The following is a 21665-nucleotide window of genomic DNA, read 5'->3' as shown; positions in this document are numbered from 1 at the left end:
CAGAAGCCAAAGACTTCTGCACCGATAAAGCGAAAGCTTTCTGAATTTGCACAAGAAAAGAATGCGGCGGGGAACAGTTCCCCGCCGTTTTGCTTTTTATGAGTGTTTCTGCGAAGGGATCAGCGTATCGGCCACAAGGATCAGCGAGCCGATGAACATCAGCCCCAGCGCGATAAAATAGCGGGTGGATAAGGGCTCTCTTAAAAAGACAAAGGATAACAGCGCCCCCACAAACGGCGCAACCGCATAATAGGCGCTGGTTCTGGCGGCGCCGATGACATGCTGGGCGCGGATATAAAAATAGATGCTCAGGCCATAGGCCACAAAGCCCAGCAGCAGCGCCAGAAGGCCATAGGCCGGGGGCGGCAGACGCTCGCCCAGGAGAAACCCCACCATCAGCGAGCCCGAACCCGAAAAGATGCCCTTCAAAGTGACAATTTCAAAAGTATCTTTCGAAGCGATTTTTCTTGTGCAGTTGTTTTCAAGCCCCCAGCAGGTCGCCGCCAGCAGCACCAGCAGGGAACCCCACGAGAGATGAAAGCTGGAAGCGCCTTCAAAAGACAAAATGCAGCTGGAAGCGGTGACAAGCAGGATCGCGCCCCACAGACGCCGGGAGATGGCTTCGTGAAAAAGCGCCAAAGCGAGAAGCGCCGTGGCCACGATTTCAAAATTGTTCAGCAGGGAAGCATTGGCAGAGGTCGTGTGGGAAAGCCCCAGCATCAGGCAGATGGGGGCGATGATATCCAGCACGATCATGCCGATGGTATAGGGCAGATCGGCTTTTGAAAGCCGCTCTTTGGCGGCGAGTTTTTTGCCGGCCGTCAGCGAAAGAAGCCAGATGCCGATGCCCGCGCCCAGATATAACAGCCCGGCCATTATGGTGGGCGCGATATGCCCCAGCAGTGCTTTGGAAGCGGGCATGTTCACGGCATAAAAAACCGCCGCCAGAAAAGCTTCTGCAATGGCGGCCGTTCTTGTGTTTTTCATTATCTTTGCACCATCCTGTGCGGTTTGCGATTTTTCAGAAACCCAATAAGGCCGAAAGAGAATCAAACCACTTTTGTATTTTAACACAGTGAAAAGCGAGATACAATGTTTCGACACGATAAAAAAGAAACGCCCTCCCGGAAGGGAAGGCGTTTCGATGATGCCGTGAGATTTTTTGAAAGACCGCGGCGGCTCAAAGCAGGCCGCGGCTATTCAACGATTTTGTTCACCAGCGTATCGATATGTATTTGCATGGTATCCAGACAGGGAACGGGGCTGACCGCGTCGCTGAGCAAAAGGGGCAGCTCTGTGCATCCCAGGATGACGGCGTCGATGCCCTGCTCGTTCTTCATGCGCTCAATGATCTTCTGGAAGATCTCCAGCGTATCCTGTTTCACAATGCCCAGTTCCAGTTCGGTGGAAATTTTGTGGTTGATAAGATCCATCTCGCTTTTTTCGGGCACAACGATCTCGATATCGTTTCTCAAAAACGGCTTTTTATAAAAATCGCCGGTCATGGTGTAGATCGTGCCGAGCAGACCGAGTTTTTTGTAATGCAGCCGAACGGCTTCTTCACAGGTGGCTTCCAGAATGCTGACCAGCGGCACGGATGACCGTTCTTTCAGCTGATCGAAAACGATATGGGGCGTGTTGGCGCTCAGCGCCACGAAATCGGCCCCGCTTTTGATGAGGTTGTTGATGGCCGTCATCAGATAATCGATGAGCTCATCATATTTTTCTTCCTGACAGAAGTTCAAAACCTGAAAAACATTGATGCTTTCGATGGTCAGATTCGGGAACATATCGTATCCCATTTTCTTCTGAACGCCGTAAACGATGCCGTGATAATAAGGAATGGTCGATTCGGGACCAGTGCCGCCCACTAAGCCTAATTTTTTCATCTGATGACCTCCGCAGATTTCAGATTGATCGATGGTTGATCGGTAAATTTTTGCGCAGAAAAATTTTAGAAAAACGATCTGCGCAGAGAACGGTTGACGCGCATGGTTTGCAATTACGCGATAAGACAGTTTACCACATAAACAAACCGTTTGTTTCATTTTACGCCTTTTCCGGCAACTGCACAATGCTATTTTGAATTCATTTTTGATTTGCACCGGCAGCGTTTCGGGCGTTATGAAAAATGATGCCAAAACGCAAAAAAGAAGCACCGAGTTTTTAAACTCGGTGCTTACAATGCTTGGTGGGAGAGGACGGATTCGAACCATCGAAGCTCGCGCAACAGATTTACAGTCTGCCCCCTTTGGCCACTCGGGAACTCTCCCATATGGAGCTGGTGGACGGAATCGAACCCCCGACCTGCTGATTACAAATCAGCTGCTCTACCGGCTGAGCTACACCAGCGAATTTTCATCGCGCACTCGGGGCGAAACCCGTATCGATCAGTGCGAGAATCATTCTACCACGCCACAGAGAAAAAAGCAAGCCTTTTTCTTAAAAAAGATTTATTTTTTTGCTTGCGGCATGGTTTGAAGCTTTTCCAATTCTTCTGAAACATTGTGAAGGGTCGAAAAAAGAGCGGGCGCCAGATTTGCGTAAGATTCCGTCAAAGCGTCAATGGAAATATCGGGGAATTCAAGCGGTTCTTTGCTTTGCAGGTTTTTGGCTTCCATGGCGCGCAGCTGAAATTCGCGCAGCTGCATTTCGGCGTTGCAAAGCTCGCTGAAGGCCGAAGCAGGCACCGAGAACATCGAATCGGAATGACGGCCCGCGATGAGATAGACATGGCGATACATTTTATAAAGGGCGGTGGATAAATAGGCCGAAACATGGGTGATCAGCGCGCGATCGCCTGTTTTGCCGATGATATCCAAAAGGATGCCCGCCGAATTGATGAGAAGCTTCTTGTTCAGAAGCGCCATGACGCTTCCGCGCAGCACATTGCCCTTTTCCACGCTCATATCGCCCAGTTCTTCCACGGTGATGGAAGCACCGTCGCGGGACATGGTGCGCCCTAAAAGATAATCGCAGGAAACACCGTAAAAATCTGCGGCGCGCACAACAAAACTGAGCCCGGGTTCACGAACGCCGTTTTCATAATGGGAAAGCAGCGCCTGCGAAATTCCCAGCTCACAAGCTGCGTTTTTCTGGCTTATTTTCTTTTCCTGACGCAACAGCGACAAGGTCCGCGGAAAATCGTTGACCATGACTCCTCCCCCCAAAAAACAACAGAATACCCACTAAAACGAGTAATATAAGTATAATGCGACAAATACATATTGTAAAGTGTGAATTTTACAAAACTGCGCGTAAATTTTTGATGCACTATTTTTATTTTGTGGATTCGGTTGATAAAACGGCGCAAATATGTTACATTAAAATTAATATAAAAGCGGAAATTCCGCAGATGAATAAGGAGATTATACAGCATGGCAAAAGTGATTATTGAAACATCTGCAAGACATATCCATTTGACACGCGCCGATGTGGAAACCCTGTTCGGCGCCGGATATCAGCTGACCCGCAAGAAAGATCTTTCTCAGCCCGGCCAGTTCGCCTGCGAAGAAAAAGTGACAGTCGAAGGCCCCAAGGGCTCGCTGAAAATGAGCATCCTCGGGCCTGAAAGACCTGCTTCCCAGATCGAAGTTTCCTTTACAGATGCCCGCGCGCTGGGCCTGAAAGCCCCTGTTCGCGAAAGCGGCGATATCGCGGGAACCCCCGGCGTGAAGCTTGTCGGCCCCTGCGGCGAAGTGGAACTGGAATGCGGCGTGATCGCCGCCAAGCGCCATATTCACATCACCACCGCCGACGCGGCAGAACTCGGCCTGAAAGATAAGCAGATCGTCAGCGTGAAAACCACCGGCGACCGCAGCGTGACTTTCCATGAAACCGTTGTTCGCGTTTCCGATAAATTCCTGAAGAGAATGCACATCGACACCGATGAAGCCAACGCGGCCGGCATCAGCGGCGAAGTGGAAGGCGAGATCATCCTCTAAGATTTCCCAGGCAAAAAATAAACTGAATGTAATATTTTTGCGAAAAATGGCGAATCGTTGTTCACCACTTGCGCGAAAATCAAAAAAGGAAGAGACTTTATGCCTCTTCCTTTTTTCTTTCGTGCGCCGCCTGTGCAGCGGCTCTTTTTTTGAAAGCTGTTTATGCTTTGGAACCCAGCGCCTGGGGCTTGATGCCGGCAGGGATGGGGCATTTATAGGGGTTGCCTTCCAGACGATGGTCGAATTCGGCTTTGGCTTTGGCGATCAGTTCATGGTTATTGAACAGGTCGATCACCGCGCCGGCCATCACTTTGCCCGCCACCGCGACGCCCTTGTGGGCGATGGTGGTCTTGTTGCAGGAAGTGAACTGCCAGGAATGACCCGGGGTCTTGGCCGCGGAGGTCACCACATGGATCTGCGCGGTGGGGCAGTTCCAGCTGACATCGCCCACATCGGTGGAACCGGGTGTTGCTTTTTCATAAGGATGCAGAGAAAGCAGGAATTCGTTGAGATCGACGCCATGATCTTTATAATAGGTGTTCAGCTCATCGCGCCATTCGGTGCAGACGCCCGCCGCGCTATCTTGAGCGTTGGGGCCGGCTTCATAATGAGCGATCACTTCGCGGGCGAAGGCGCGTTCTTCATCGGTATAATGGGGCACGCCCACTTCTTTGAAATTTTCATATAAAAGCGCTTCCAAGGCGTTGTTGGGAACGGTGTTGGAGCAGCCTTTGATAAATTCTGTTTCCAAACGGGTTTCGGTCATCAGCGCCGCGCCCTGGGCGATCTTGTTCACGCGCTGATAAAGCTCTTCCACCTGTTGGTTTTTGGGCGAACGGATCAGATAAAGCACCTCGGCCGTGGGCTGAACCACATTGGGGGAATAGCCGCCGGGGTTGGTGATGGCGTAATGCACGCGGGCTTCGTCGATCATATGTTCACGCAGGAACTGCACGCCGATGTTCATCAGCTCCACGGCATCCAGCGCGCTGCGGCCCAGATGGGGGTCGGCGGCGGCATGAGCCGATGTGCCGTAAAAACGGTAGGCCACCTGATAGTTCGCCAAAGAAGAACCGCTGGTGACGCAGTTGGTCGCGCCGGGATGCCAGGTGATGGCCACATCCAGATCTTTGAAAACGCCTTCACGGGCCATGAACGCTTTGCCCGAGCCGCCTTCTTCACCGGGGCAGCCGAAATAAATCACGGTGCCTTTCACCTGGGGGTTCGAAGTCAGATATTCTTTCACGGCGATGGCGGCCGCCAGAGAGCCTGTGCCCAGGCAGTTATGGCCGCAGCCGTGGCCCGGCGCGCCGGCAACCAGAGGCTTTTTTTCGGGGCATCCCGCCACCTGGCTCAGGCCGGAAAGCGCATCGAATTCGCCCAGCAGGCCGATCACGGGCTTGCCGCTGCCGAAGCTGGCGGTGAAGGCGGTGGGGATATCCGCAACGCCCTTGGTTACCCGGAAGCCCTGGCTTTCCAGCGCCTCGCAAAGCTTGTCGGCCGATTTGAATTCTTTGAACGCGGTTTCGGCATATTCCCAGATGCTGTCGTTGACATCATTGAGAAGATCCGCCTTTTGATCGATAACGCGCAAAGCTTCTGCTTTGTTCATGACAATTACCACCTTTTTATATTGAATAAAGTGAAAAACTTTATTTTAAAGATAAGAACAGTATACGCTGAGCGGAAAAATGTTTCAAGTGCTTAACAATATTTTGGCAAAATGATACGAGCGGCAAGAAAACAATTTGGTGATTTGGCCTGTTAGTGAAATTCTGCGTAAAAGAATGCAAAAGAGAAGAAGCTATGGTAAAATAGCTTTATCTATCGACAACAGGAAAAGCACGGCGGCTTATGAAAAACACGGAGGCCCTCAAACGGGCGATTCGGGGAAAGAAACGGAGAGCAAACATGAGAACAGGAAAACGCGTTATAACGGCATGTCTGCTGGCGATGATGCTGGCGGCGCTGCTTGTTTTGCCCGCCGCGGCATCCGGTCAGGCGGTGCATGGCATCACGGTAAATGTTGTGCTGGCGCAGGATGGCAGCGCGAGGATTTCGGAAACATGGGATATCACGGTGGATTCGGGCACAGAATGGTATCTGGTGCAATCGAATCTGGAAGGAATGGAGATCCGCGATTTTTCGGTGACCGATGAAAACGGAACCGTTTTTCAGCAGGAGCCCTCTTGGGATATCGACCGCTCTTTGGAAGAAAAAGCGGGCAAATGCGGCATCGTCACCAAGAACGACGGCTATGAGCTTTGCTGGGGCGTGGGCAGCTATGGGCATCATGTGTTCACGGCTTCCTATACCGTTACGGGGCTTGTGAAAGGCTTTTCGGATTATAACGGTTTTTATCACCGTTTCGTCAACGATGAACTTTCGGCGCCTCCGCAGAAAGTGGAAGTATGGATCGAAAAAGAAAACGCCCAGCTGACAAAGGAAGATACCGCTGTTTGGGCGTTTGGTTTTGAGGGCGAGATCTGGGTGGAAGAGGGCAAGATCCACGCCACCGCCGACAAACCGCTTACAAGCAGCGGATATGTGAATATTCTGGCGCGGTTTTCGCCCGAACTGTTCACGCCCGCGCTGACAAAGGCAGAAAGCTTTGATAATCTGAAAAATCAGGCCATGGAGGGCAGCGATTATCAAAAAGAACCTGAAGGCGGCTGGGGGAATAACGATTATTACGGCTATGAAAATAATTCGCAAAGCGGCAAAAATGCGCTGCTTTCCGTTCTGGGCATGCTTCTCAACCCCGTGATCATCGTGGGCGTGGTCATCGCCGTGGTGGCTTCGCAAAAGAAAAAAACCAGATCTACGGGCAAACTGACGGTAGGCGATAAAAAGGTCAGCCCCAAGGATGTGCCGTGGAACCGCGATCTGCCGATGGAAGGGGATATCCCCTCGGTTTATGCGCTGCTCAAAGAGGGCGGTCTGCCGCCGGAAGACGGCGGGCTGATCGGCGCTTATCTGCTGCGGTTTTTGCAGCATGGGCAGGTATCGGTGGAAGAAAAGGAAACAAAAGGCTTTATGGGCATCGGCAGTTCCACCGAAACCAGCGTGGTGCTGCAGCATCCCCCCACCGAAGAAACGGAGCAGCGCCTTTATGAGCTGATGGAAACGGCGGCGGGCGGCGACGGCATTTTGCAGGAAAAAGAGTTTTACCGCTGGTCGCGCGCGCATTACACCACCGTTCAGGAATGGCAGAACAGCGTGGAACGCAAAGGAACGCAGACGCTGCGGGCCAAAGGGCTTTTGGAAGTGCGCAGCGAGCCGGTATTCTTCGGGCTTTTCCATGTGAAAAGAGAGGTGCTCACGGCATCGGGCGAAGAACAGGCGGCCAAGGCGGTGGGCTTTAAAAATTATTTGCAGGAATTTTCGCTCATCAACGAGCGCCAGCCCGCCGAAGTGGCGCTGTGGGATGATTATCTGGTGCTGGCCACCCTCTTCGGCATTGCCGACCGTGTGGCGGAAAGCTTCAAACAGATCTATCCGCGCTATTTCGAAGACCAGCAGACCGAATATCGCAGCAACGGCGATTGGATGCGGATGATGTTTATGGTCAACCATATGTCATACGCCATGAGCCGCGGAATGCAGGCCGGGCAAAGCGCCGCACAGCAGGCCATGCGCAGCAGCGGCGGGGGCGGCCACAGCTCGTTTTCGGGCGGCGGCGGTTTTTCGGGCGGCGGCCATGGCGGCGGCAGCCGATAACAGAAAGGAAGGCTGAAGATGCAGCTGATCTCATGGAATGTCAACGGGCTTCGCGCCTGTTTGGGGAAAGGTTTTCTCGATTTTTTCAAAGAAGCGGATGCGGATGTGTTTTGCCTGCAGGAAACCAAAATGCAGCCCGATCAGGCGGAACTGGAGCTGGAAGGATATCGCCAATATTGGAACAGCGCCGAGAAAAAGGGATATTCGGGAACGGCGGTGTTCACCCGCTTAGAGCCGCTGAAGGTCACTTACGACCTGGGCATCGATGAGCACGACCACGAAGGCCGCGTGATCACGCTGGAATTTGAAAAATTTATTCTGGTCAATGTGTATGTGCCCAATTCTCAGCGCGAGCTGACGCGTCTGGATTACCGCATGCAGTGGGAAAACGATTTTCGCGCTTATGTGACCCGGCTGGAAGAACACAAGCCGGTGGTGATCTGCGGCGATATGAATGTGGCCCACAGGGAGATCGACCTGAAGAACCCCAAAAGCAACCAGCGCAACGCGGGCTTCACAGCGGAAGAACGCGAAAAAATGACGCTGCTGCAGGAAGCGGGGTTCCTGGATTCTTTCCGCCTGCTTTATCCCGATCTGGAAGGGGCCTATACCTGGTGGAGCTATATGTTCAAAGCGCGCCAGAACAACGCGGGGTGGCGCATCGATTATTTTCTGGTTTCGCAGAAGCTGCGTGAAAAGATCGAAGACGCAGAGATCTATCATCAGGTGATGGGCAGCGACCATTGCCCCGTGGGGCTGAAACTTTCTTTTGCCTGAGTTTACAGAAAAGCTACAAATTCTCCCTTTTCATCCGTTATAATAAGATATAAGAAAATGGAAACCGGAACAGGGAGGATGCAGCGATGAGCAGCAAATTGTTTTTTGGCGGCCCCATCATCACGATGGAAGAACCGCTTTATGCAGAAGCGATCTTGATCAGCCGCGGCAAGATCGCGGCGGTGGGAAAGCTGGCGGAAGTGGAAGCACAGGCCCCCGAAGACACCCGCCGCATCGATTTGAAAGGTAAAGCGCTCATGCCCGCGTTTCTCGATGCGCACAGCCACATTTCGCAGTTCGCGGCCACTCTGGGGCTGGCCCCGCTGGAAGGGCTGCGCAGTTTTGAAGAGATCGGCGCGGCGCTTCAGCGCTATCGCGAAGAAAACAAGCTTCCGCCCGATCAGTGGTTGATCGGCTTTGGCTATGACCATAACTATCTGCGCGAGCAGCGCCATCCCGACGCGGCGTTTTTAGATTCCGTCTGTTCGGAAAACCCCGTGATCGTGGTGCATGCTTCGGGCCATATGGGGGCGGTCAATTCCGCGGGGCTGCGGCGTTTGGGCATCACCGCCGAAACCGTGGCGCCCGAAGGCGGGAAGATCGGTCACAAGCCGGATGGCCAGCCGGATGGTTATTTGGAAGAGAATGCGTTTATCCGCATGGCGGGCGGCGTGATGAGTTTTTCGGGCACACAGATCATGGAATATCTGGAAAAGGCCCAGCAGATCTATTTGAGCTTTGGCATCACCACGGCGCAGGATGGCAAAGTGGCGCGCAAAGATTTCGATCTGCTGGCCGAAGCGGCCAAAGAGGGGCGCTTATCCATCGATGTGGTGGCCTATGCCGATATGAAGACCAGCGAAGCTTTGCTGGAACAGCAGGCGATCTATCGCAATTATCAGCGCCGGCTGCGCCTGGGCGGCTATAAAATTTTTCTGGATGGTTCGCCCCAGGGGAAGACCGCGTGGATGACAAAGCCTTATGAGGGCGAAACCGATGGCTACCGCGGTTACCCGATTTATACCGATGAAGCGGTGCGCGAATTTTTGCAGAAAGCCACCGAAGAAAATGTGCAGCTGCTTGCCCACTGCAACGGCGATGCCGCGGCAGACCAGCTGATTTCGGCTTATGAAAAGGTGCGGCAGGAAGCGCGGCGGCAGGAAGATATCCGCCCCGTGATGATCCACGCCCAAACCATTCGCAAAGATCAGGTGGCAAAAATGGCCCGGCTGGGCATGATCGCTTCGTTCTTCACGGCGCATACCTATTATTGGGGCGATGTGCACCGCAAGAATCTGGGTGAAGAGCGCGCCAAAGAGATCAGCCCCGCCGCCACCGCCCAGAAAGAGGGCCTTGTCTATACTTTTCATCAGGATACCCCCGTTTTGCTGCCGGATATGATGCGCACAGTGTGGTGCGCCGTCAACCGCGTCAGCAAAAGCGGCGCTTCCATGGGCGAAGAAGAACGAATCTCTGTGCTGGATGCGCTGAAGGCCGTTACCCTCAACGCCGCGTATCAATATTTTGAAGAAGACCGCAAGGGCAGTTTGAAGGCGGGCAAGCTGGCCGATCTGGTCATTCTTGAGCGCGACCCGCTGAAAGAACCCAAAACCACCTTATGCGATATCCGCGTGCTGGAAACCTTGAAAGAGGGCAGCACCGTTTATCTGCGAGAGAAAATTTAAGCTTTCAACCCGCGGCGGCGTTATCGAAAGATGACGCCGCCTTTTTGACGCCGCCGAAACAAAATCATGAACAAACTGAAAAAAATGGGCAAAAACCCCGAATGGTTCTATGTTTTCAGAAAACAGGGTGCTATAATAACAAAAAACAGTTGTTCCCTTTTTTGCGGCAGAGACCCGGCTTTTTTATGGAAAGCCCGCGACCCCGGCGCAGAACAAAAAAGAAAAGAAAGCCCCTTTTGGCGGCTGAAAATTGTGAGGAGGAAAAGAGATGGCAGTGACAAGCGGTTCATCCGGTTCGCCCAAGCGAAGCAAGAAGCCACTGATCTATTATTATGTGGCGGTGATCTGCATTCTGGTGTTATTGAATTTGCTGTTTTCCCACGACCCGGTAACGGTGGAATATAACAAATTCGTGGATATGCTGGAAAACGGGAAGATCGCGGTGGTGCAGCTGCAGGATGACACCATTGCCTTTCAGACCACCGATAAAAAAGATAAAAATGTTTATGTCACGGGCAGCGTGGGCGACCCCCAGCTCACCGACCGCCTGCTGAAATCGGGGGTCACCTTCGGCGGCGTCATCGAAAAGAAAACCTCGCCCCTTGTTTCGATGCTGCTTTCGTTTGTGCTGCCGTTTGCCGTGATGATCCTGCTGGGAAATCTGCTGTTCCGCGTGATGTCGAAGAAAATGGGCGGCGGCAATGTGATGAGCTTTGGCAAAAGCAACGCCAAGGTATATGTGGAAGCCGAAACAGGCAAAACCTTTGCCGATGTGGCGGGGCAGGATGAAGCCAAAGAGGCCCTCACAGAGATCGTCGATTTTCTGCATAACCCCGGCCGCTATCAGCAGATCGGCGCGCAGATGCCCAAAGGCGCGCTGCTGGTGGGCCCTCCGGGCACAGGCAAGACCCTGCTGGCCAAGGCCGTGGCGGGCGAAGCGGGCGTTCCGTTTTTCTCGATCTCGGGTTCCGAATTTATTGAAATGTTTGTGGGCATGGGCGCGGCCCGCGTTCGCGACCTGTTCAAACAGGCGCAGGAAAAAGCCCCCTGCATCGTGTTCATCGATGAGATCGATGCCATCGGCAAACGCCGCGATAACATGATGGGCGGCAACGATGAACGCGAACAGACCCTCAACCAGCTGCTCAGCGAGATGGATGGCTTCGACGGCAGCAAAGGCGTGATCATTCTGGCAGCCACCAACCGCCCCGAAGTGCTGGATCAGGCGCTGCTGCGCCCCGGCCGTTTTGACCGCCGCATCCCCGTGGAGCTGCCCGATCTGAAGGGCCGCGAAGCGATTTTGAAAGTGCACGCCAAAAATATCCAGATCGACGAAAAGGTTGATTGGAATGTGATCGCCCGCGCCACGGCAGGCACTTCGGGCGCGGAACTTGCCAATATTATCAATGAAGGCGCGCTTAACGCGGTGCGCGCGGGGCGTCAGACCGTTTGCCAAAGCGATTTGGAAGAAGCCATCGAAACCGTTATCGCGGGTTATCAGCGCAAAAACGCCGTGATCTCGGGCAAAGAACGCCAGATCGTCGCTTACCATGAGATCGGCCACGCGCTGGTGGCGGCGCGGCAGAAAAATTCTGCGCCTGTGCATAAAATCACCATTGTGCCGCGCACTTCGGGCGCTTTGGGCTATACCATGCAGGTGGATGAAGAAGAAAAGCTGCTGATGAGCCGCGAAGAGGCTCTGGCCAAGATCTGCACCTTCACCGCGGGGCGCGCGGCGGAAGAGCTGATTTTCGGAACCTGCACTTCGGGCGCTTCCAACGATATCGAACAGGCCACCAAGATCGCGCGCGCCATGATCACGCGGCTGGGCATGAGCGATGAATTCGACATGATGGCGCTGGAAACGGTGACAAACCAATATCTGGGCGGCGATACCACCCTGCAATGCTCGCAGGAAACGGCTTCGAAAGTGGATGGGCTGGTGCTGGAAACCATCAAGCAGGCCCACCAAAAGGCTTTTGAGATCTTGAAAAACGATTCCGAAAAGCTGCATGAGCTGGCCCGCTATCTGCTGGAAAAAGAAACGATCACAGGCGAAGAATTTATGGAAATTCTGAACCGCTGATTTTTTGCGCCGCGCATTGTGCCCCATGGCGGGCTGTGGTATCATAATCACAAACGGTTATGATGCAGATTCCACGGCCCGCCTGCGGCGCCGGCGATAGGATACTATTCGCGGCAATATAAATAGAATACGGCGCTTGCGGGCGCCGGCAAGGGCGCGGGGTGTTCCCCGACCGATGAAAAGCAAACCGCCGCAAGACGGCGCAGGAGGGTTTTATGGAAGAAAAAATTCTGCCGGGCAGATATCGCCATTTCAAAGGCAGGGAATATCGGGTGATCGCGGTGGCGCGCCATTCTGAAACCTTGGAAGAATATGTGGTCTATCAGGCCCTTTATGGGGAAAGAGGCATCTGGGTTCGGCCCGCTTCCATGTGGAACGAAACGGTGGAGCGCGACGGAAAGACCGATAAGCGGTTCACTTATTTGGGGGCCGAATAAAAAATTGTAAAAAAATCTTGCATTGGTGAAAAAGCTGTAGTATAATTTAAGAAATTTTGGGCTTTTTTAAGAATACACCGAAGGCAGGCAGCACAAGCGCATAAAAAACTTTTGCCTTTGGTCGGTTCCAAAGGCTTTTATTTTATCAAAAAGCGGCGTTTTGCCGTGGAATATTCACCGCTGCGCCGCAACGGCGCATACAATCCTATCAGGAGGTTTTTATGGGAAAAGATCTGCTTGAACTGCGAAGTTTGGATGTATCGGAAATCACCGCAATTTTAAATCAGGCGCAGGCCTTCCATGACGGAGAGGTCTTTACGGGGCTTTCCGGCCGTATCGTCGCCAATTTGTTTTTTGAACCCTCGACCCGTACCCAGTACAGCTTCAATGTGGCTGAAGAAAAACTGGGTTTACGGGTCATTTCTTTTAATCCGGCGGGTTCTTCGCTGAAAAAGAACGAAAGTTTTTATGATACCGTGAAAACTTTCGACAGCTTCGGCGTGGATGCGCTGGTGATCCGCCATGTGGAAAATGAATATTACAAACAGCTTCTGGGCCATGTCCGCGCAAAGCTGCTCAACGGCGGCGACGGAACAGGCAACCATCCCACCCAATCGCTGCTGGATCTGATGACCATCCGTCAGGAATTCGGCGATTTCAAAGGGCTGAAGGTGGCCATCATCGGCGATGTTTCTCACTCGCGCGTGGCCCACACCAATTTTGAGGTGATGCAGCGCCTGGGCATGGAAGTCTGCACCAGCGGCCCCGAAGAATATATGGAACCGGGTATGAATTATGTGCCCTTCGAAAAAGCCGTGCGCGAAAACGATGTGGTGATGCTTCTGCGCGTGCAGCATGAACGCCATGCGGAAACCATGCATTTGACGGTGGAAGAATACCACGACCGCTATGGCCTCAACGCCGATAAGCTGCCCTGGATGAAAGACCGCGCCATCATCATGCACCCCGCGCCCTTCAACCGCAATGTGGAAATTGCCGATGATGTGGTGGAATGCGAAAAAAGCCGCATCTTCAAACAGGTGGAAAACGGTGTGTTCGTTCGCATGGCCGCCATCAAACGCGCGCTTTGCGAATAAGGGGCTGCGCGATGGAATATGTGATTTGCGGCGCCGCGGTTTACCAAAGCGGAAAACTGGAAAAACTCGACCTGAAGATCAAAGACGGCCAAATCGCGGAGATCGGCCAAAATCTGCAAGCGGCGAAAATGGTGGATGCCGCGGGCCTTCTGGTGGCCCCGGGGTTCATCGATATCCATGTGCATCTGCGCGAGCCGGGGTTCGATTATAAAGAAACCATCGAAAGCGGCACCATGGCGGCGGCCCACGGCGGCTTCACCACGGTCTGCGCCATGCCGAACCTGAACCCTGTGCCCGACAGCCGGGAACATCTGGCGGTTTCAGAGCGGCGCATCGCCGAAAGCGCCAAAGTGCATGTGCTGCCCTACGCTTCCATCACCGTGGGCGAAAAAGGGCAGCAGCTTTCAGAGATCGAAGCGCTGGCCCCGCGCTGCCCCGGTTTCACCGATGACGGCAAGGGGGTGCAGAGCGAAGAGATGATGCGCGAGGCGATGCGCCGGGTGAAGGCATGCGGAAGCCTGCTTTGCGCCCATTGTGAAGATGAAAGCCTGCTGCATGGCGGCTATATCCACGATGGCGCTTACGCCAAAGCCCACGGCCACCGCGGCATTTGCAGCCGCTCGGAATATGGGCAGATCGAGCGTGATGTGAAGCTGGCGGCGGAAACGGGATGCCGCTATCATGTCTGCCATGTTTCGGCCAAAGAAAGCGTTGAGATCCTGCGCCGCGCCAAGCAGACCGCGCAAAACATCAGTTTTGAGATCACGCCCCATCATCTTCTGCTTTGCGAAGACGATATCACGGAAGATGACGGCCGCTTTAAAATGAACCCGCCCCTGCGCGCCGCCGAAGACCGCCGCGCATTGGTGGAAGCGCTGATCGACGGAACCTGCGACTGCATCGCCACCGATCACGCCCCCCACAGCGCCGAAGAAAAAGCCCGCGGCCTTGAAAAAAGCGCCATGGGCACGGTGGGCATCGAAAGCGCTTTCGGCGTTTTATATCACGGGCTCGTGAAAACGGGGCGCCTGCCGCTGGAACGGCTGCTTTATCTGCTGACAGAAGGGCCGGCCAAAGTTTTGGGCATCGATTACGGCATCCGCGCGGGCGCGCCCGCAGATCTTGTGATGCTTGATCTGACAAAAGAATATCGTATATGCAGTGACGAGTTCCTTTCCAAAGGGCGCTCGACACCGTTTGAAGGAAAAGAAGCTGCCGGCAAGACAGTTCGAACACTGGTGGGCGGCAAGGTCATCTATGGGGAGGAATTTTAACATGGAAAAAACAGAACGCCGCGATCGAAAGATCGTGTTTGAAAACGGCCGCGAATTTTTGGGAGAAGGCTTCGGCGCGGCAAAAACAGCCGTTTGCAAAGCTGTGTTTGATACCGCGATGATCGGCTATCAGGAAATCGTCAGCGACCCCGCCTGCGCGGGGGAAGGGCTTGTGATGACTTATCCCGTCATCGGCACATACGGCATGGCGGAAGAAGATTATGAATCGCGCGCGCTGCGGCTGGCCTGCCTGGTGGTGCGCGAATATAACGACCGCCCCTCGAATTTTCGCTATACCCAGACACTGGCCGATGTGATGGAAGAAAACAATATCCCCGGCATCCAGGGGGTGGATACCCGCGCCATCACCAGAATGCTGCGCGAAAACGGCGCGATGAAAATGATCCTCACCGATGCAGAGGTTCCAACGGAACAAGCTCTTGAAGAGCTGAAAGCTGCCCCGCTGCCCACCGATCTGGTCAGCCGCGTTTCCAGCCGCAAGGTGTGGTATAGCAGAACGGCGAACCACACTTATCATGTGGTGGCCATCGATTGCGGCATCCGCCAAAGCAGCATCCGCTGCTTGACTTCCCGCGGATGCAATGTGACGGTGGTGCCTTATCAGACTTCCGCCGAAGCCATTCTGGCCATGAACCCCGATGGGGTGTTTATTTCCAGCGGCCCGGGCGAAGCCGCCCAGATCCCCGAAACGGTGAAAACGGCTGCGGCGCTGATGGGCAAGCTTCCCCTCTTCGGCGTTGCGCTGGGCAGCCATGTTCTGGCGCTGGCCGCGGGCGGCAAAGTTACGCCCATGAAAACCATCCACAGCGGCGGCAATATCCCCGTGATGCGCGAAGGCTTCGGAAAGCGTGAATTCACCGCTCAGGGCCATACCTCGGCCGTATGCGAAGACAGCCTGAAGAACACCTGCCTTGCGGTGACCCACCGCCATCTGCTCGATCACACGGTGGAAGGCTTCCGCAGCGAAGAAAAGCATATTTCCGGCGTGCAGTATTACCCCGAAAACATGCCCGGCGCCGATGATTGCGCCTATCATTACGATCTGTTCATCAGCGATATGGAAAATGCAAAGGGAGGTTCCAAAAATGCCTAAGCGTACTGATATTCATAAGATCCTCGTCATCGGTTCCGGCCCCATCGTCATCGGTCAGGCCGCGGAATTCGACTATTCGGGCACACAGGCCTGCCTTGCCCTGAAAGAAGAAGGTTACAGCGTCATTCTGGTCAATTCCAACCCTGCCACCATTATGACCGACACCCATATCGCCGATAAGGTTTATATGGAGCCGATCAATCTGGAATATGTGGCCAAGATCATCCGCATGGAGCGCCCCGATGCCATCATCCCCACTCTGGGCGGGCAGACAGGGCTGAATCTGGCCATGCAGCTGGCGCAGAAAGGCGTTCTGCGCGAATGCGGCGTCGAGATCCTCGGCACTTCTTTCCGCTCCATCGATGAAGCGGAAGACCGCGAAAAATTCCGCGATCTCTGCGTGCGCATCGGCGAGCCTGTGGTGGAAAGCTATATCGCCCACACCATCGAGCAGGCGAAGGAAGAAGCCAATAAAATCGGCTATCCCATCGTGCTGCGCCCTGCGTTTACACTGGGCGGCACAGGCGGCGGTTTCTGCGACAACGATGAAGAACTGGTGGAACTGGCCGAAAGCGCCCTGCATTTATCCCCCGTGGGGCAGGTGCTGGTGGAAAAATCCATCAAGGGCTATAAAGAGATCGAATTCGAAGTCATGCGCGATAAAAACGACACCGCCATCGGCATCTGCTCGATGGAAAACATCGACCCGGTGGGCGTGCATACCGGCGATTCCATGGTGGTTGCCCCCGCGCAGACCTTGACGGCGAAGGAATATCATATGCTGCGGGATGCGGCGCTGCGCATCATCCGCGAGCTTTCGATCGAGGGCGGCTGTAATGTGCAGTTCGCGCTGGACCCTTATTCCTTCCGCTATTTCGTCATTGAGGTCAACCCCCGCGTTTCCCGCTCTTCGGCGCTGGCTTCCAAAGCGAGCGGCTTCCCCATCGCCAAGGTTTCGGCCAAGATCGCCGTGGGCATGGCGCTGGATGAGATCCAGCTGGGCAGCGTGCCGGCTTCCTTCGAGCCCGCGCTGGATTACATCGTCTGCAAGGTGGCACGCTTCCCCTTTGATAAGTTCGATAAGGCCAGCAAACTGCTGACGACCCAGATGAAGGCCACCGGCGAAGTGATGGCCATCGGCCGCACCATGGCCGAAGCGCTTTTGAAATCCGTGCGCAGCCTGGAAGTGGGCGTCACCCATATCTGGAAGAAGAAGTTCGATGATATGCGCACAAGCCAGATCCTCGAAGAGATCGTCACCCCCACGGATGAGCGCCTTTACGCCATGGCCGAGCTGCTGCGCCGCAAAGTGGATATCATGCAGATCTGCCAGGCCACCAAGATCGATTTCTTCTTTATCGATACGCTGCGCACCATCGTGGAATATGAAGAAGTGCTGAAAAACAACAAGGGCGATGCCGCTGTGCTGACGCAGGCCAAGCGCATGGGCTTCTCGGATGCCTTCATCGGCCATCTGTGGGGCCTGGGCGAACTGGAAGTTTACCGCCTGCGCGAAACAAACAACATTTGGCCCGTTTATAAAACCATCGATACCTGCGCGGCGGAATTCGGCGCGTATGTGCCTTATTTCTATTCGACCTATGAAGGCGAAGAAGAATCCATCGTCACCGAAAAACCTTCTGTGCTGGTGCTGGGTTCCGGCCCCATCCGCATCGGGCAGGGCGTGGAATTTGACTATTCCACCGTTCACGCCATCTGGGCCATCCGCGAAGCGGGCTATGAAGCCATTATCATCAATAACAACCCCGAAACGGTTTCCACCGATTACACCACCAGCGACAAGCTTTATTTCGAGCCTTTGTGTGTGGAAGATGTGATGAACCTCATCCATCTGGAAAAACCCATGGGCGTGGTGGTTTCGCTGGGCGGCCAGACGGCCATCAACCTTGCCGAGCGCCTGCATGAGCTGGGCGTTCATATCATCGGCACCGATGTGGAAGCCATCGACCGGGCGGAAAACCGCGACAGCTTTGAAAAGCTGATGAACGAACTGAAGATCCCCCAGCCCGAAGGGCAGGCCGTGACCAATGTGGAAGACGGCATCAAGGTGGCAAACCGCATCGGATACCCCGTTCTGGTGCGCCCCAGCTATGTGCTGGGCGGCCGCGCTATGCAGATCGTGCGCGATGACGCGGGCCTGCGCCGCTATCTGGCAGAAGCCGTGGTGGCCAGCGATGAACACCCGGTTCTGGTGGATAAATATATCTCGGGCAAAGAGCTGGAAGTGGACGCCATCTGCGACGGCGAAGATGTGATGATCCCCGGCATTATGGAGCATGTGGAGCACACAGGCGTGCATTCCGGCGATTCCATCAGCGTTTATCCCACCTTCTCGGTGGGCAAAAAGGCCCGCGATCTCATCATCGATTATACTATCAAGCTGGGCAAAGGCATCGGCATTCGCGGCCTGTTCAATATCCAGTTCATCGTCAGCGGCGATGAGACCGTTCATGTTATCGAGGTCAACCCCCGCTCTTCCAGAACGGTGCCGTTCCTTTCCAAAGCAACGGGCATCCCCATGGCGAACATCGCCACCAAGGTCATGCTGGGGCACAGCCTGAAAGAACAGGGTTATGGCACAGGGCTTGCCAAAGAGAAAAAGCGCTGGTATGTGAAAGCGCCCGTGTTCTCTTTCTCTAAGCTGCGCGGGGCGGATGTGAACCTTTCGCCCGAAATGAAATCCACCGGCGAAGCCATCGGCTATGATAACACCCTCAACCGCGCGCTTTATAAAGCGCTGAAAGCGGCGGGCATGCGTGTGGAAAACTATGGCACGGTATTCGTCACCATTGCGGATGCGGATAAAGACCGCGCGCTGCCGCTGGTGCGCCGCTTTTATGATCTGGGCTTCAATATCGAAGCCACCCGCGGCACAGCCGCCTTCCTCAAAGAAAACGGCATTCGCACAAGAGCCAAGAAAAAACTCAGCGAGGGCAGCGAAGAAATTCTTGAATCTCTGCGCCAGGGCCATGTGACTTATGTCATCAATACCCTCAGCGAGGGCGAAATGGGCAAGGGCAGCGAAGACGGTTTCCAGATCCGCCGCTGCGCCGTTGAAAACAATGTGACCATGTTCACCTCGCTGGATACCGTCAGCGTTTTGTTGGATGTGCTGGAAGAGATCACCATGGGCGTTTCCACCATCGACAGCGAGGGCAAATAAATGAAAACACAGGGAATCTATGAGATCGTTTCCAACCGCCCCATCGCGCAGGATACCTTTGAAATGGTGCTGAAGGGCGATATGAGCTTTGTGGAAGCCCCGGGCCAGTTTGTCAATATCAAGATCGAAGGGCTTTATCTGCGCCGCCCCATCAGCATCTGCGATTGGGATGAAAAGACCATGACGCTGATCTATAAAATGGTGGGCCGCGGCACAGAGCGCATGGCCGCCATGGAACCGGGTGAAGAGCTTGATCTGTTGGTGGGCCTGGGCAACGGCTTCAACATGGAAGAAACCGGCGAAAAAACAGCGATCATCGGCGGGGGCGTGGGCGCCCCCCCGATGTATGGCCTTGCCAAAAGAATGATCGCCGCGGGCAAAAAGATCACCATGGTGCTGGGCTTCGGCAATGCTGATCAGGCTTTTTATGTCGATCGCTTCGAAGCGCTGGGCTGCCCCGTTTATGTCACAACGGTGGATGGTTCTCAAGGCATCCAAGGCTTTGTCACCGATGTGCTCGGGCAGATCGATTATGATGCCTATTGCGCCTGCGGCCCCATGCCGATGCTCAAGGCCGTTTGGGGCATGGGCAAAGAAGGGCAGCTTTCGTTTGAAGAGCGCATGGGCTGCGGCTTTGGCGCCTGCATGGGCTGCAGCTGTGAAACGCTGACAGGCAATAAACGCATCTGTGTGGAAGGCCCCGTGATGAAAAGCAGCGAGGTGAAATTTTAATGGGAAGATTAAGCGTTAAGCTGGGGGATTGGGAGCTGGAGAACCCCGTGATCCCCGCCAGCGGAACCTTTGGGTTCGGTTATGAATTCGCCCAGTTTTATGATTTGGATTGTCTGGGCAGCATCAGCCTGAAAGGCACGACCCGGCAGCCGCGGTTCGGCAACCCCACGCCGCGCATCGCGGAATGTGAAAGCGGCATCATCAACGCCATCGGCCTGCAAAACCCCGGCATTGATCGGGTGATCGCCGAAGAATTGCCGAAGCTGCGCAAGGTTTTTCATAAAAGAGCCATCGCCAATATCTCGGGCTTTTCCATCGAAGAATATGTGCATACCGCGGCGCTGTTCGATCAGCAGGAAGAGATCGGCATTTTAGAGATCAATATTTCCTGCCCCAATGTGAAGCACGGCGGCATGGCTTTTGGCACCCAGCCCGAAGCCGCGGCCGCGGTTTGCCGGGCGGTGAAGCAGATCGCGCACAAACCGGTTTACATGAAGCTTTCGCCCAATGTGACGGATATTGCGGCCATCGCCAAAGCGGTGGCCGAGGCGGGGGCAGACGGCATCGTGCTCATCAACACCCTGCTGGGCATGCGCATCGAACCGCGCACGGGCAAGCCCATTGTTTCCACAAAAATGGCGGGCTTTTCGGGCCCGGCCATCAAGCCGGTGGCGCTGAGAATGGTTTATCAGGCGGCGGAAGCCGTCGATCTGCCCATTATCGGTGTGGGCGGCATCCAAAGCGCAGATGATGTGATCGAATTTTTATCGGCGGGCGCTTCTGCCGTTCAGGTGGGCGCGCAGAATCTGGTGGATCCCTGGGCCTGCCCCAAGATCATCGAAGAGCTGCCGTTTAAAATGGATGAATACGGAATCGAAAATTTAAGTGATATAATTGGGAGGGCGCATCAATGAGAAAAAACGATGTGATCGTGGCTTGCGATTTCAAAGATAAAGCCGCAACACTGCATTTTCTTTCGCAGTTCAAAGAAGAAAAACCCTTTGTGAAGATCGGCATGGAGCTGTTTTACGGCGAAGGCCCCGATATCGTTCGCGAGATCAAAGCCATGGGCCACGATATTTTTCTGGATCTGAAGCTGCATGATATCCCCACCACGGTGCGCAAGGCCATGGCCAACCTGGCCCGCCTGGGCGTGAACATGACCAATGTGCATGCGGCGGGAACGGCCGATATGATGCGCGCCGCCAAAGAGGGCCTGGAAGAAGGCGCCGCGGGTGAAACACCGCTTCTGCTTGCGGTGACCCAGCTGACCAGCACTTCGCAGGAACGGATGCAGAAAGAACTGCTTATCAACGCCACCATCGAAGAAACCGTGCGCCATTATGCGCGCAACGCCATGGAAAGCGGCCTTGAGGGCGTGGTTTGCTCTCCGCTGGAAGCGGGCCTTGTGAAGGATGCCTGCGGCAAACAATTCCTCACGGTGACCCCCGGCATTCGCTATGCCGATGGCAAAACCAACGATCAATCCCGCATCACCACCCCCGCCAAAGCCCGCGAGATCGGCACGGATTATATCGTGGTGGGCCGCCCCATCACCGCCGCCGAAGACCCCGTGGCTGCTTATCGCCGCATCATGAAAGATTTTATCGGTTAA

17 protein-coding genes and 2 tRNA genes are annotated in these 21665 nt (G+C 54.5%); 13 read left to right on the top strand and 6 right to left on the bottom strand.

What is annotated here, in order from left to right:
- Positions 1-96 precede the first annotated feature (96 nt).
- From ACJA3I_RS11205 to ACJA3I_RS11185, 5 genes are all read right to left on the bottom strand, one after another.
- Complete coding sequence (locus ACJA3I_RS11205) at positions 97-987, bottom strand: DMT family transporter (protein WP_458862676.1); 891 nt, start codon at positions 985-987, stop codon at positions 97-99.
- 209 nt (positions 988-1196) lie between these two features.
- Complete coding sequence (locus ACJA3I_RS11200; RefSeq protein ID WP_458862675.1) at positions 1197-1889, bottom strand: aspartate/glutamate racemase family protein; 693 nt, start codon at positions 1887-1889, stop codon at positions 1197-1199.
- A gap of 300 nt (positions 1890-2189) precedes the next feature.
- Positions 2190-2273 (bottom strand) — tRNA-Tyr (locus ACJA3I_RS11195).
- A 3-nt stretch (positions 2274-2276) separates the two neighbouring features.
- Positions 2277-2352, bottom strand: a tRNA-Thr gene (locus tag ACJA3I_RS11190).
- 101 nt (positions 2353-2453) lie between these two features.
- On the bottom strand, positions 2454-3155 hold the full coding sequence (locus ACJA3I_RS11185; RefSeq protein WP_458862674.1) for a helix-turn-helix domain-containing protein: 702 nt from the start codon (positions 3153-3155) through the stop codon (positions 2454-2456).
- Between the two features lie 222 nt (positions 3156-3377).
- Here ACJA3I_RS11185 and ACJA3I_RS11180 point away from each other — a divergent pair, with 222 nt between their 5' ends.
- A complete protein-coding gene (locus ACJA3I_RS11180; RefSeq protein ID WP_458862673.1) occupies positions 3378-3944 on the top strand; it encodes a PduL/EutD family phosphate acyltransferase in 567 nt (188 codons plus the stop codon).
- Between the two features lie 160 nt (positions 3945-4104).
- On the opposite strand, the gene ACJA3I_RS11175 is transcribed toward ACJA3I_RS11180, so the two are convergent.
- The gene (locus tag ACJA3I_RS11175) at positions 4105-5556 is read right to left on the bottom strand and encodes a M20 family metallopeptidase (RefSeq protein ID WP_458862672.1); all 1452 of its coding nucleotides are present in this window, start codon (positions 5554-5556) and stop codon (positions 4105-4107) included.
- Between the two features lie 299 nt (positions 5557-5855).
- Here ACJA3I_RS11175 and ACJA3I_RS11170 point away from each other — a divergent pair, with 299 nt between their 5' ends.
- The 12 genes from ACJA3I_RS11170 to pyrF all read left to right on the top strand — a co-directional run bounded on the left by ACJA3I_RS11170 (position 5856) and on the right by pyrF (position 21665).
- On the top strand, positions 5856-7664 hold the full coding sequence (locus ACJA3I_RS11170; protein ID WP_458862671.1) for a DUF2207 family protein: 1809 nt from the start codon (positions 5856-5858) through the stop codon (positions 7662-7664).
- Between the two features lie 18 nt (positions 7665-7682).
- Positions 7683-8441, top strand: coding sequence for an exodeoxyribonuclease III (locus ACJA3I_RS11165; protein WP_458862670.1), 759 nt, complete (start codon positions 7683-7685; stop codon positions 8439-8441).
- Positions 8442-8527: 86 nt separating this feature from the next.
- Positions 8528-10126, top strand: a complete 1599-nt coding sequence (locus ACJA3I_RS11160) for an amidohydrolase (RefSeq protein ID WP_458862669.1) — start codon at positions 8528-8530, stop codon at positions 10124-10126.
- 268 nt (positions 10127-10394) lie between these two features.
- Entirely contained in the window at positions 10395-12212 is a 1818-nt protein-coding gene (ftsH, locus tag ACJA3I_RS11155) for an ATP-dependent zinc metalloprotease FtsH (RefSeq protein WP_458862668.1), read from the top strand.
- Positions 12213-12427: 215 nt separating this feature from the next.
- Positions 12428-12649 (top strand): DUF1653 domain-containing protein, encoded by a 222-nt coding sequence (locus ACJA3I_RS11150; protein WP_458862667.1) that lies wholly within the window; start codon positions 12428-12430, stop codon positions 12647-12649.
- Between the two features lie 221 nt (positions 12650-12870).
- Entirely contained in the window at positions 12871-13746 is an 876-nt protein-coding gene (locus tag ACJA3I_RS11145) for an aspartate carbamoyltransferase catalytic subunit (RefSeq protein WP_458862666.1), read from the top strand.
- 11 nt (positions 13747-13757) lie between these two features.
- A complete protein-coding gene (locus tag ACJA3I_RS11140) occupies positions 13758-15020 on the top strand; it encodes a dihydroorotase (protein WP_458862665.1) in 1263 nt (420 codons plus the stop codon).
- Position 15021: 1 nt separating this feature from the next.
- On the top strand, positions 15022-16134 hold the full coding sequence (gene carA, locus ACJA3I_RS11135; RefSeq protein ID WP_458862664.1) for a glutamine-hydrolyzing carbamoyl-phosphate synthase small subunit: 1113 nt from the start codon (positions 15022-15024) through the stop codon (positions 16132-16134).
- Positions 16127-19318, top strand: a complete 3192-nt coding sequence (carB, locus tag ACJA3I_RS11130) for a carbamoyl-phosphate synthase large subunit (RefSeq protein WP_458862663.1) — start codon at positions 16127-16129, stop codon at positions 19316-19318. The genes carA and carB overlap by 8 nt, the downstream gene beginning before the upstream one ends.
- Complete coding sequence (locus tag ACJA3I_RS11125; RefSeq protein WP_458862662.1) at positions 19319-20050, top strand: dihydroorotate dehydrogenase electron transfer subunit; 732 nt, start codon at positions 19319-19321, stop codon at positions 20048-20050.
- Complete coding sequence (locus ACJA3I_RS11120) at positions 20050-20964, top strand: dihydroorotate dehydrogenase (protein ID WP_458862661.1); 915 nt, start codon at positions 20050-20052, stop codon at positions 20962-20964. Before ACJA3I_RS11125 ends, ACJA3I_RS11120 begins: the two co-directional genes overlap by 1 nt.
- A complete protein-coding gene (gene pyrF, locus ACJA3I_RS11115) occupies positions 20961-21665 on the top strand; it encodes an orotidine-5'-phosphate decarboxylase (RefSeq protein WP_458862660.1) in 705 nt (234 codons plus the stop codon). The genes ACJA3I_RS11120 and pyrF overlap by 4 nt, the downstream gene beginning before the upstream one ends.

It is taken from the genome of Acidaminobacterium chupaoyuni, assembly GCF_047936785.1.
GTDB lineage: Bacteria > Bacillota > Clostridia > Oscillospirales > Butyricicoccaceae > Acidaminobacterium > Acidaminobacterium chupaoyuni.
The sequence above is the reverse complement of the archived record's forward strand: the minus strand, read 5'-3'. Positions and strand labels throughout refer to the sequence as shown.